At 36.0% G+C, this 12,627-nt stretch carries 13 protein-coding genes and 1 tRNA gene; 8 read left to right on the plus strand and 6 right to left on the minus strand.

Going from position 1 to position 12,627, the window contains the following annotated elements; translation table 11 throughout:
* Positions 1-2 precede the first annotated feature (2 nt).
* The 5 genes from ACRHOC_RS11705 to ACRHOC_RS11725 form a co-directional block, all read right to left on the minus strand.
* Positions 3-1,988 (minus strand): DUF2779 domain-containing protein, encoded by a 1,986-nt coding sequence (locus ACRHOC_RS11705; RefSeq protein ID WP_431158826.1) that lies wholly within the window; start codon positions 1,986-1,988, stop codon positions 3-5.
* Between the two features lie 249 nt (positions 1,989-2,237).
* Positions 2,238-2,705 carry a hypothetical protein gene (locus ACRHOC_RS11710; protein WP_431158827.1) on the minus strand — a complete coding sequence of 156 codons (468 nt, stop codon included), beginning with the start codon at positions 2,703-2,705 and terminating at the stop codon, positions 2,238-2,240.
* A 77-nt stretch (positions 2,706-2,782) separates the two neighbouring features.
* Entirely contained in the window at positions 2,783-2,983 is a 201-nt protein-coding gene (locus tag ACRHOC_RS11715; RefSeq protein WP_431158828.1) for a hypothetical protein, read from the minus strand.
* 185 nt (positions 2,984-3,168) lie between these two features.
* A complete protein-coding gene (locus tag ACRHOC_RS11720; RefSeq protein ID WP_431158829.1) occupies positions 3,169-4,353 on the minus strand; it encodes a DUF2130 domain-containing protein in 1,185 nt (394 codons plus the stop codon).
* 93 nt (positions 4,354-4,446) lie between these two features.
* Entirely contained in the window at positions 4,447-4,698 is a 252-nt protein-coding gene (locus tag ACRHOC_RS11725; protein WP_431158830.1) for a hypothetical protein, read from the minus strand.
* Between the two features lie 51 nt (positions 4,699-4,749).
* On the opposite strand from ACRHOC_RS11725, the gene ACRHOC_RS11730 reads away from it, so the two are divergent.
* The 4 genes from ACRHOC_RS11730 (at position 4,750) to ACRHOC_RS11745 (ending at position 9,968) form a co-directional block, all read left to right on the plus strand.
* Positions 4,750-5,631 (plus strand): helix-turn-helix transcriptional regulator, encoded by an 882-nt coding sequence (locus ACRHOC_RS11730; RefSeq protein ID WP_431158831.1) that lies wholly within the window; start codon positions 4,750-4,752, stop codon positions 5,629-5,631.
* A 1,637-nt stretch (positions 5,632-7,268) separates the two neighbouring features.
* Positions 7,269-8,123, plus strand: coding sequence for a hypothetical protein (locus ACRHOC_RS11735; RefSeq protein ID WP_431158832.1), 855 nt, complete (start codon positions 7,269-7,271; stop codon positions 8,121-8,123).
* A gap of 78 nt (positions 8,124-8,201) precedes the next feature.
* Positions 8,202-8,369, plus strand: a complete 168-nt coding sequence (locus ACRHOC_RS11740) for a hypothetical protein (protein WP_431158833.1) — start codon at positions 8,202-8,204, stop codon at positions 8,367-8,369.
* Positions 8,370-8,375: 6 nt separating this feature from the next.
* Entirely contained in the window at positions 8,376-9,968 is a 1,593-nt protein-coding gene (locus ACRHOC_RS11745) for a recombinase family protein (RefSeq protein ID WP_431158834.1), read from the plus strand.
* Here ACRHOC_RS11745 and ACRHOC_RS11750 read toward each other — a convergent pair.
* Positions 9,934-10,007: transfer RNA gene (locus ACRHOC_RS11750), tRNA-Arg, on the minus strand. The genes ACRHOC_RS11745 and ACRHOC_RS11750 overlap by 35 nt on opposite strands.
* 85 nt (positions 10,008-10,092) lie before the next feature.
* Between ACRHOC_RS11750 and ACRHOC_RS11755 the strand changes: the two genes are divergently transcribed.
* From ACRHOC_RS11755 to ACRHOC_RS11770, 4 genes are read left to right on the plus strand one after another with little or no spacing between them, the layout of a single operon-like run.
* Entirely contained in the window at positions 10,093-10,728 is a 636-nt protein-coding gene (locus tag ACRHOC_RS11755) for a Crp/Fnr family transcriptional regulator (protein ID WP_431158835.1), read from the plus strand.
* Positions 10,729-10,786: 58 nt separating this feature from the next.
* Positions 10,787-11,344: a YeeE/YedE family protein gene (locus tag ACRHOC_RS11760; RefSeq protein WP_431158836.1), complete on the plus strand. Its 558-nt coding sequence runs from the start codon at positions 10,787-10,789 to the stop codon at positions 11,342-11,344.
* A 1-nt stretch (position 11,345) separates the two neighbouring features.
* The gene (locus tag ACRHOC_RS11765; protein ID WP_431158837.1) at positions 11,346-11,762 is read left to right on the plus strand and encodes a DUF6691 family protein; all 417 of its coding nucleotides are present in this window, start codon (positions 11,346-11,348) and stop codon (positions 11,760-11,762) included.
* Positions 11,762-12,565 carry a sulfite exporter TauE/SafE family protein gene (locus ACRHOC_RS11770; protein ID WP_431158838.1) on the plus strand — a complete coding sequence of 268 codons (804 nt, stop codon included), beginning with the start codon at positions 11,762-11,764 and terminating at the stop codon, positions 12,563-12,565. The genes ACRHOC_RS11765 and ACRHOC_RS11770 overlap by 1 nt, the downstream gene beginning before the upstream one ends.
* Positions 12,566-12,627 lie beyond the last annotated feature (62 nt).

A 12,627-nucleotide genomic window follows, 5' to 3' on the forward strand; every position in this document is an offset into this window, starting at 1 on the left:
AATCAGTCGCACAGTTCTTTCAGGTGCTCAAATACCATCACCATCGCTAAAGTATCTAGTTCGCAATATTTTAGCAAGGCCTTGCGTAAAGTATTGCGCTCCTTATCACTCATGTCCGTATACTGTGTTAACCCGTAGGCTGTCAATGCGGCACCTCCATTGTTGATTTCTTTAATGTCACTTTTACGCTCAAAATCCTCATCCCAATCCTCAAATGGCTTGTCTAAATTTTTGTAAGGGTCTACAACCACACCATCTTCATCACGCAACCAAATATAATCAGAAGGAAAGTTAGTGGTGGTCATGTTGATATCAGAAATCTTACGACTGTACTTATCCCTAATCCATGGCGATGTTCTGAAAATTGCCGGTAGCACGTCTTTTATGGAGTTACTGCCATTGGTGTACGAATTGTAATAATAGGCTTTGACGACCTCGCACAAATCTACCATGCCGCGGGTTGGTACCCATAGCTCTCCACTATAATTCCTATCCTTTGGTGGCGTTGTCAAAGATTTGATAAATGTAATGAGTTGTTCCTTGTCAGGTTCATTGGATTCTTCCAACTGCCTCTTAACCTGGTTCAATGTGGAGTTTTCGTAAGGTGAGTACTGGAACACAGTGCCATTATTCTGGCTCAAAGCCTTTTTCAAGGCTCTAACGAATTCAAAATTGGGGAATACTCCTGGCTTCACATTAATGTATTCGTTTGCATGCTCAACATAACGATTCTTGTAATAGATATGATGTGAAAACTGAAACACTGCCTTTTCATAAGGGTGTTGCCCTTTATGGAACGGCAATGCCATTGTAGAAGCCTCAAAGTCTATAAAATTAAGAGGAAACTTCCATGAACCAATCTCAGCTTTAAGTTTGTCTTTTTGGAGCCTATAAGGAATGTCGTAATCCTCTAATGCCATTTCTTTTTGTAGAATTTGACGTTCATAAAGAGTCCATCCGTTAAGTACTTGCTTAGAGTCACTTTTGGGCATCAATTGCAAATCATCAATATCCTGCAATTTCAAAACACCCTGCTCATTGAACATTTTGAGTTTGGTATGGTGAAGTTTGGAAATCTCAAAAACCGTGGCATCCTCAAAATCGGCTTCATCCCAATTCATTTGTTTGGCAAAACATTCCTTAAAACCAGATTTTTTATCCTTTGTGGTTTCGTCCGTTCTGAACTCGCATTTTTTACATATACTAAAGTTTAAGTCGAAACCAAAGTAGCGGTCCTCACTGTAGGCTTTAGCCAAGACCTGTATTGAATCCTCAAAGGCATAATCCTTTAAAATCCTATGCTTTCCAGACTCTATATCAGCGATGATATCAGAAACGGGCACCAATGACAATACGGATTGCTCTGGCAATTGCAATGTTTCTAAATGTGTATTCATTTTTTGAATACCAGTGCGGTTTTCTTTGTTGTTTTTGATTCGGAACATTTGGTTCAGACCATCAACTTGAGCAGTCTTATCTTGGTCTGCCAACATTAAAAACGGGGTTACCGTATAAGATGGCCTTGCTTTTTCGATAACGTACTTCTGGAAGGCAACATCAAATAGGTAAAAGTTCCAGTTGGTATTGAATTTTACATCTTTCTTCTCATGTCCCTTTTTAAAGGACTTGGCCTTTACTTCAATCAAATTGATTTGGTCGCCTTTCTTTTCTAGAATATCTACACGGATAAATAGATTTTTGTACTTGAAGGCAGCTTCAAAAATGACAACGTTCTCTTGTTGTAGGTATTTGTTTGTCTCCTCAACTTTGGCATTATAATCATACCTTTTACCGGGTGTATCATCAATTAAAAGCCCATCTGGATAGTGCAAGCGAGCCAGTTCCTCTACTTGAAAACCACCAGAGGCCAAGGCTTGTAAAAAGGGATTGTCCTTCTTTTGGTCGGCATACACATCCTTTTTGGTATAATAGAGTTTGTTGGGGCATTCAAGCCCTAATTTGTAACGAGATTTGGTGAGGTAGCGCATTGGGGTGATAAAAAGATTGTATAAATAACATTTCTGAAACACTAATTAAAAAAAGTCTCCAGCACAAGTTCTTCTGCCTTTGCAAATAATAACATTTCAATAGTAGATATGTTTGTTTCTTTTGTTTTAGCAACAGATTTGAGTATATCTATATATTGCATATAAAAATTATTTTCACTTACTTTAGTCCAATTATTATTTCTTGCCAGAATTTTTAATTGGTCATTTCCTCTTTTGATGACATTATTTCTACTTGATAAAATTGGAAATAAAACTATATCTTTTTTTTTTGTGTAAAATTTGAACACAATTTAAGGATATGGAGACTCTAGCATCAAAAATTGCGTAGTTTTCAGAATCTTTTACAACTAAAGCTTTTGACCAGGATGCAATTCCTCTTTTTCCTAATGTGTTTATTAGTTCTTCAGTAGTACTTGCTGTATACTTTTTAATTGTCTCAGGTCTATTGGTTCGGATTCCTCCCCAATCTCTGATGTAATATTTAATCAAATTTTCTTTTTCTTCTTGATTATTTGTTTTGGCCCATAATTTATTGAGATCCTGTTTTAATTGAATATTTTGCTCATAGTTATTACCATCATATATATTAATTTGTTCAGGCAAATTATTCATATCTATGCTCCAATTATACCAATTATTCTCATTAGTTAAATTAAGGTCACAATACTGCTCAATTGCTTTTTCAATATTATTCATTTTTTTTGTTTTGAAAGATTAAAAATAATTTTTTTAAATTATGAAAAAGTTGAGAAATTAAAAAAATCACACATTTACTATTCAATCTCCTCTTCTTCCTCATCTTCATTAAACGTGTGCCGAATGATAATAAACAGCATAATTGGCCAAATAAACACATAGAATAAACTCTCTAAAAACGAGCATGAGTCTTTATTGCCAGAACTGTACCGTTTAAATAGGTCAATAAGGACAAAAAGCAAGAAACCCGTTAGGAAATAATTAAGTAGAAATAGCATTTCTTTTATTTTTTGGTAAAAATAGATAGTACTATTGACAAATTGTGTCTTTAAACTAAGGCTTTATAAAAATATATCAAAAGAAAGAAACCTGATTTTATAATTTATTGATTCATTAGAATTCAAGTGAAATGACTATACTCTTTGTAAGCCATAAATCCCATTAGTTGACTTTTATAATCCAATCATTCCACATCTGACTCACCCAATTGCTTTAACTCCAGGACATCAATACTTTTTATGGCATTTCCAGCAATGCCCGTAATTGAACCGTGCATAGCTAGGGTGCTATCAACTACCTTTTCAAGTTGCTTCTCGCGCTTTTTCCATAAGCGTTTCATGGCCCGTTTTTCTGAGTCCAAGTCCTGTTGCATCTGGGTAAATCCCTCTACAATGGCCTCCACTTGCATCTTAAATTCATTGCTCGTCAAATAATTGTACAGAAGGCTCATCTTATCGCTCTTGCCCTGGTTTTTAGCTTCAACAAAGTTGATGTCCACAACGGCTTTTCTTAGTACGTGCGCTATCAGTTTAAAACTTGCAAAATTACATATCCAAATCCCATCTCTTTGCCCAACACCCTTTATATCATCTGGCAGGACCTCAGAGACCAAAACCCCAACCGAAGCATTCTTATCGCGGATGTCGGCCTTGAACTTTTCGATCCAGCCGTCACTAAAACTCTTAGTACGCTTTGTCTCATAGTATATGGTGCCACAGTTGGGTTTTTGATGGGTGTTTACTATCTGAAGGCAATCGGCACCGTTGGCGCCCTTTTTGATTTCCTCAATATTGTCTAACGGGAATTCCTGCTGCAGGAACTGCTCAAGTGCCAACTCCAAAACCTCGCCCTGCATCTGCATGGATCCCTGTTCCTGCTTTTGTTTCATCTGCTCTGTCAGTTTCACTTGGTCAGCTAGTTTTTTTTCCAGTTCTTTAATCTTTAATTCGGATTCTGATGCCAGTTGATTTTTAATCTTGGAACGTTCTAATTCGAGCTCTTCATTAAGTTTCCTCTCAAAATCCAGTGACAGGTCGTCTTTAAGGGTTTTATGTGCACGCTGTAATTTAAGGAATTCGAGTTCGGTCTGGTTAAAGGCCTTCAACCGTTCCTCTTTTTGCAGCAAATCTTCTTCAAGTGCCTTTAATTTATTGTTCTGTTCCTTTTCGGTATCGGCCCTTACGGTTTCCTTGATTGTCTCCAATGCCTTTATGTGTTTCGCTTCCATTTGGGCTTTTTCAGACTTGAACCGTTCTTCCATATTGGCCTTATATTGCGCTTCGACCCGTTGCAGCAACGAGTCACTGATGTCTATGCTTTCATCACATTTAGGGCATTTGATTTCTGTAAGTGTCTTAGGTGTTTTCATAAGGAACTATTTTTTATTAGTTTGGATTGAATAGGTGTTGTTTTTAAAGTTGTTCTGACTGATAATTATCTCTGATACTGTAGGGATTTTTGACTACCTTTCTTGCATTACTTTAATGTGGCTATATTGGCACATCAATCCAAGTCCACCATTGTATGTACAAAGCGGTACAGGAGACTTCATGCCATTTTCCCATTTATTGTAGGTTATGGCATTTAAATCTAAACGACTTTTTAAATAACTGAAATCTCTCAAAAAGGTTGTTAATTGTCCTTTAGAATAAAATTCATAATGCTTAAAATACAATTCCGAGTTTTCACATAGACTTTTCGTAAATGCATCCATTTTTTACTAGTTATATTCAAATACAAAAATAATTTATAAGTTTGCCATATTATGTCAAGTAAAAATTATCCAGCCTTAAATCGTATTGCCTTAGTCCGAGATTTTGGCATTAACAGATATAGGACTAAACAGCAGTTCATAGACTATCTAGAGACAAAGGAGCACATTATTTCGTCCAGAACCTTAAATAGAGATTTTGAATTCCTAAGAGGGATTGGCTATGAAGTAGATTATAACAGTCACGAAAAAATGTTCATTATCCGAGATACTGAAATCGATAAAACCAATCTTTTAGACCGCGCTTTAGAATTGGAATATTTGAAAGACTTTAAGGACGGGTTTTCCAGACTATACAAAAAGTACGTTATTGACGGGGAATCAAAATCGGAAGGCATCGATATGTTAAGGTTCCTTTTTAAGGCTATAGATGAAAAACTAACCATCTCGTTTGTTTACCATAAATTCAAAAAAGATAAAACAAATCGCGTTATTGCGCCGCTCCAGCTCAAGGTTAGCCAGAACAGGTGGTATATTATTGGATTTGATGTGCGAAAAAATGCCTTGAGGGTATTTGGATTAGATAGAGTGAAAGACCTTAAACTGGGCAAACAGTTCAATGCAGGCGACATTCCTACTTCGGCATTGGCCGAGTTGGACCTTCAAAAATACTATCTTGGCGTTACCAGTCGTATAACTGAAAAGGAGAATAAATTACTTATTACTCTAGGTGTTTCTGATTTTTTAATTGAATATTGGAAGATTAAGCCCATACATTTTACACAAAGAATTACGGGTAAAAAAAGCCAAGGTTACAATCTTGTTGAATTCATTTTAGTACCTAACATCGATTTGGTAAAATTGATAGCATCCTCCTTAGGAGATGTAAAACTTATTGCCCCAGACCACTTAGTTGAAAGGGTCAAGACACTTTAAGGGGTTTAAATAATCTTTTAAAATATATTAGATACTCTAATTTCCCAACTAAGTAGTAATCCATTTTTAGTTATTGTATTCCTTTTAATATAAGTGACCTATTCGTTTTGAGATTTATCTGACTTTTAATATAAAAAGTTGATAAATAAAACTACTTTTTTGTTTTAAAGGGCACAATGATAAAAGAAACAACTTTTTTACCATTGAATGTTCTTTAGAATATTGCAAAAAAACAAAACAAAAACAATGGCTAAATCCTGCCGTTAAAAAATCCAGCTACAAATAGATTTTATGGCACATCCAAAACAATCGATCTTACAATAAAGCGTTATATTATTTGTTTTGTTTAAATTACAATAAAAACCCACCATTTTATTGTTTTTTTTATTTGGAACAAATGCCGCAATTTTCTTTATGAACGATTTAAACAAAAAACGATATTGCCAAATGCTTTTGTTTGGTCATTTCCTTTATCATTTAAAATTTATTTTGCAGCGTTATTTATGTCATTATCAATAATTCAAAACAAAGAAAGAAAGAAAGAAAGAAAGAAAGAAAGAAAGAAATAAGAAACAATACAATTGAATACCAAGATCAAAAGATAAAAGTTCCTTCTTTTTTCTTTGCAGAATTTCTTTTCGGAAATGGCACAAAACAAAAGAAAAAAAACAAAAGAAAAACAATGTTTAAAGCCTGCCATTTAAAAAACCAGCTACAAATAGTTTTTACGGCATATCCAAAACAATCGATCGTATATAAAAAAAAGAAATTCTTTGTTTTGTTTCGTGAACAATAAAAACGCCCATTTTTATTGTTCCTTTTTGTTTTTTATTTGAAATAAAACATTTGTTTTTTTTACATTTAATCACAGTAAAAACATTGGTGTTTTTCAATTCCTTTTTATAAGTACTTTTATTTATAAAATTCCATTAATTTGTATAGGGTTTGTTTAAACATTTTCATTAATAACAAAAAAAGAGCGAAAAATGCGGGCAATTACAGTAAAATCAATTAATGGGAGCTTATTTGAAACCCTTCTTTTTGTTTATGGAACACTGCCTTTTTTCTTTGGTGTTTTTTATGCCTTGTAATATCGTTGAAACCGTGTTAAAATCGATTTTAATACGGTTTCAGCGGTTCCAATGTGGTTTACCATGGATTATGCCCCTTCTGTATCGGCAGCTTCCTTTACACGGGCAAATTATTTTTTAAAACAATCCTTATTTTAAATGACAATATTTATCCCTTAAAATAACCTTTATTTTTGGAAACAAAAAAAGGTCATGGCTATCCGTGCCAACTTTTGACGGTGGTTTGAGCTATGGTGAATATATTCTTCCTTGCGGTCCTTATCGCTATGTGTTTTGTGAAGGGAACCCCATGCCATGACTTTTTAAGTGAATATGAATTCCATTCAATCCTTGAGCGTAAACCCGACATAGACCGCTCTGTTCTATCAGGGTCATTGTAACAACGGCGATGGCCATTTATTTTCTTCCATTGCACTTATGCCCATCAAGTCCATTAAGGCCATTTTTCTTAAATGCTTTTTATTTGGTGGATTCAATTAAAATTCTTAATATTACACAATACATTTAAATATGTTTTATTTTACCATATATTGTAAAATTAAAGAGATGACAGATATTTTAACCCTTAAAAACAACCTTTTGGAACAGCGATACACACTCCCCAAGCATATTGGCATCAGCTCACGGATGGTCACCTACTGGAAGAGCAAGGGCATACTGCCCTTTTTCAAAGCGCACAAGAACGGGAGCATGAACGTCCCACAGGCAGTTTGGATGTATTTGGTACAGGAGCTCAGTACCTTTGGCATACATACGGGCAAGCTTGCGCAGCTGGCACACTTGGTATGGCAAAAGCCGCGTGAGGATGGATACTTTAAAAATAAGCTCGAGAAGAGGATTGCATCCCTTGAGAGGAAAAATGGGGATGATGGCTCTCTTGGGGACTTAAGAGATATGTCGAACGACCCTATGCTGATGGATACCCTCGGCCAAGAAATCAATCCCTTTGTGGATGCTGTTGTGGATAGTATCCTCATCGACAAGAACCCCTTGTCATTCTATTACTTTCCAAAGAGCGGACAATGCCATGTGCGTGATGGGAACAAGGCCATCACTGAGGAACTATTGGCTCTTATAAACAGTGAAGCGTATTTGTGTGTCCCCCTCATGGAATTTATAAGGTCTGTTGTATCTGTCGAATTTGAATATGTCAAAAGAGACCTTCCCTATCTCTCACAAGTAGAAAACCAGATACGGGAGATTATCATGTTCAGATCACCCAAGTACATCGAGCTGCTTGTTGATGACGATTCGATAAAACCGCTTATCATAAGGGAGGACCATAAAAAAGGTGAAGAACTAGCAGATTTCTTTTTAAACAACAAACTACCCAAAACAGCAAGGCTACTGATAGAGCCAAGGGCACAGGGTAATTATAAACTGACTATTTTAACAAAATAAAACAATTAATTTATATGAAAACACAAGTATCACCGAATCGGTCCCTGAGGTTCCAGCCCGAGCTGACATTAGCTCGTTATGGACCAAAGGGATTCTTATGCATTAGAAGATAACAAACTTACCAGGCAGAAAAGAGAGGCCGTTAAACAAAGACTTGCTCTTATTTGTGGAAAGGAAGATGATATAGATGAAATTTTAAATTCACTGGAGGCCTATTGCCTCATCGTATTGAACACAATCAAATAATTACACATGAACACGCTTGAAAGATTCAAACAATTTGCGCCAAAGCAAAACCAGCTTAGCCATAACAGGAACGCTATAATCTATACTCGCGTATCCACGAAAGAACAGGCCGATACAAACACATCACTTGAGACCCAGAAAAAGTACTGTGAGAACTATGCCAAATCCAACGGGTATAACATTGTGGGCTACTTTGGGGGGACTTACGAGTCCGCCAAGAGTGATGAGCGTAAAGAATTTAAAAGGATGCTCAAGCACGTCAGGCAGAGCGGTTCTGTGGGATATATTATTGTGTATTCCTATGACAGGTTCTCGAGAACGGGCAGCAGTGCGGCCCAGATATCACAGGAGCTCTTTGAGAGGGGTATCCAGGTAAAGGCGGTCACACAGGAGGTGGATACCACTTCTGCTGCGGGAAAGTTCCAGCAGAATCTGTTCTTTATGTTCAGCCAGTTTGATAACGAGCTGCGCAGGGATAAGACCATTACTGCCATGACGGACCTTCTACGCAAGGGCTATTGGCTTTGGAGTCCTCCAATAGGATATGTCAATAAAAAGAAATACCACAAGGCCGTGGACTGGGAAATCGTGCCGTCCAGTGAGGGGAAACTGCTCAAAAAGGCCTTTGCATGGAAGGCAAAGGGCATATATACCAATGTGGAGATTATCGATAAGCTTAAAAGGTTGGGAATGGCCATCAACGAGCGTAGGTTGAGCGAAGTATTCAAGAACCCGTTCTATTGTGGTGTCCTTATCAGCAGAATGATACCCGGTGAGATAATAGTGGGCAAGCATGAGCCGCTTGTCTCAAAAGAGAATTTTCTTAAAATTAATTCTGTGGAGACACATCACCCCAAGCACCATAAATCGGAAAACGAGAATCTTCCTTTGAAGCAGATGATTTACTGTGAAAGCTGTAAGCTTCCACTAACAGGCTATCTTGTCAAGAAAAAGGGGCTTTACTATTACAAGTGTAGGTCCAAGGGCTGCTCGTGCAACAAATCAGCTAAGGTTCTGCATAAATCCTTTATGGATTATTTGAATACATATCAATTAGACCCAAAATACAATGATATTGTCAAGGAGGTCATGGCGTACACTTATGACAATATCACAAAGGAAGTAAGACAGCAGAGTGCTACAATAAAAAGAACGCTTATAGAACTTGAAGACAGGATAGAATCCATAGAGGAACGTTTTGCGCTTGGCGAGATAGATTCGGACATGTACAATAAGTTCAAGAACAAATATGAAGCTCAAAGAAAGGAACTGTTATCAAAAACAGAGAATCCAGCACTGAACAGTTCTAACCTTGAAAATGCCATTGAAAAAGCACTTGAACTGTCCGCTTCACTCCAGGATATATGGGCAAACGGGGATTTGAAACAAAAACAGAAACTGCAAAATCTGGTGTTTCCTGGCGGTCTGGGTTATGACAAGCCAAACGATAGAGTTCGAACCTCAAAGGTGAACGCTGTTTTTTCCGCAATCCCCTCATTGACAGGGAGAATAGAGGGCATAAAAAAAGGAGAACCAATTCCTATGAATCAATTCTCCGATTTAGTGACCTCGACAGGATTCAAACCTGTAACCTTCTGAGCCGTAATCAGATGCGCTATTCAGTTGCGCCACGAGGCCTTTAAAAGTGGGTGCAAATATAATACAATTCCTAAAAAACCACCAAACTATTTATTTCAAAAATCTATTTGACTATTTTTGAGATATGATAGATAAAGCGCTATTAGAATCCTTCCAATATATATTTGATAACGAAATTCTCGACCTTATTGCAGAAACAGCAAGATTAAAGACCTATGATAAAGGTGAAATTATAATTGATATTGGTCAAAAGCTTGAGTTTATTCCTTTACTAATTAAAGGAAACATTAAAGTTTTAAGAGAAGATACTGAGGGTGATGAACTCCTATTATATGTATTAGAATCAGGCGATACCTGTGCCATGTCTCTAACCTGTTGTATGGCAAGATCTGTTAGTAAAATTAGAGCGGCAGCAGATGATAAAGTTACCGTTATAATGATACCATTAGATCATATGCGACAGTGGTTTAATACGAATGAAAGTTGGCGAAATTTTATTTTAAAGAGCTACCAAATAAGATTTGATGAAATGCTAGAAACCATAGATACCTTAGCATTTATGAAAATGGATGAACGCCTCTTTAAGTACCTCACAGATAAAGTTAAACTAACTGCAGATACAACACTAGACATTACACACAAAGAGATTGCGGAAGATTTACACACCTCTCGTGTTGTAGTTTCACGTTTATTAAAGCAACTTGAAAAAGCCAATAAAATTGAATTAGGTAGAAATAAAATATCTGTTATTGATTTTTAGTAACATTTGTAACATTTCCTAAATCATTGATATTATATTTTTGACATAAAATTATTGTATGGATTATATTTTAAACCCATGGCCATGGTATGTATCAGGTCCACTGATTGCCATAGTTATGTTTTTACTGCTTTATTTTGGGCGCACCTTTGGTATGTCCTCCAACTTAAGAACTTTATGTGCAATTGGTGGTGCCGGTAAAAAAGTAAAGTTCTTTGATTTTGACTGGAAAAGTCAAAGATGGAATTTGGTTGTTGTCTTAGGTGCAATAGTTGGTGGTTTTATAGCGCACCAGTTTCTATCCAATCCTATTGATATACAACTCAGCGAAAATACCATTAAAGACTTAAATACTTTAGGTTTTGAAAATGCTGGTGTAAGCTTATTACCACCTGAATTATTCAGCTGGGATAATGTGGTAAGCATTAAAGGTATGAGTATACTTTTAATAGGTGGATTTTTAGTTGGATTTGGTACGCGTTATGCAGGCGGATGTACGTCTGGGCACGCAATAACAGGATTAAGCAGTCTTCAATTACCATCATTAATCGCCGTGATAGGTTTCTTTATCGGTGGCCTAATTATGATTCATTTTATTTACCCAATTCTATTTTGATATGAGCAAATACATTAAATTCTTTTTAGTTGGTATCTTTTTCGGTATTGTATTAGTTAAATCTGAGGCCGTTTCATGGTATCGTATTTTTGAAATGTTTAAGTTTCAATCTTTCCACATGTATGGTATAATTGGAACTGCAGTGATCACAGGTGTAATCCTTTTACTTTTCGCAAAGAAAAAACACGTTAAAACTACAGAAGGTACTTACTTAAGTGTACCCAAAAAAGCTAAAGGATTAAGTAGATATCTTATTGGTGGTAGCATCTTTGGATTGGGTTGGGCACTTTGTGGAGCTTGCCCAGGACCTATGTACATTCTTGTTGGTACAGGTGTATATACAATGCTTATTGTAATTGTTGCTGCAATAGCTGGTACATATACCTACGGAATAATTAAAGACAAATTACCACACTAATGGATGTCATTGAGATCTTAGGATATCTAGGTGCAGTCATTGTAGGTTTAGTGCTTGGTCTTATTGGTGGAGGTGGTTCTATTCTTACTGTTCCAATCCTCGTCTATCTCATTGGGCTGAATCCTATAACAGCAACAGCCTACTCACTTTTTGTAGTAGGTGTAACCTCGTTAATTGGTGCTTATCAGAATTTTAAAAAAGGACTGGTTGATATAAAGACAGCCATCATATTTTCTATACCTGCCTTTATAGCTGTGTATTTAACGCGACGATTTTTAGTACCTATGATTCCTGATGTCGTTTTCTCAATTGGTGATTATGATATCACTAATTCTATTTTTATCATGGTCTTTTTTGCACTTATTATGCTGTTAGCAAGCCTTTCTATGATTAAAGACAGAAAGGAAATCTCAACTGATACAACTAATATTGAAATAAAATATAATTACCCTTTAATCGGATTGGAAGGAATTGGTGTTGGTGTTCTAACAGGAATTGTTGGTGCAGGTGGTGGTTTCTTAATCATTCCAGCGTTAGTTCTATTGGCTAAACTACCCATGAAAACTGCTGTTGGTACGTCACTTTTTATTATTGCCATTAAGTCTTTAATTGGATTTTTAGGTGATGTTACCAATCTTGAAATTGATTGGAATTTCCTAATTATTTTTACAATCCTATCCATCATTGGAATAATTATTGGAGTTTGGATGTCTAAATTTATTAGTGGTAAAAAATTAAAAAAAGGCTTTGGTTATTTTACACTTATTATGGCCTTATATATTTTGTATAAAGAGCTCTTGTAGGACTATGTGATAAATGTCACATTTCGAGAATTGGAGTTTTGTAACTTTGTATGACTAAAAAA

Source organism: Winogradskyella poriferorum (assembly GCF_050618035.1).
Taxonomy (GTDB): domain Bacteria; phylum Bacteroidota; class Bacteroidia; order Flavobacteriales; family Flavobacteriaceae; genus Winogradskyella; species Winogradskyella poriferorum_A.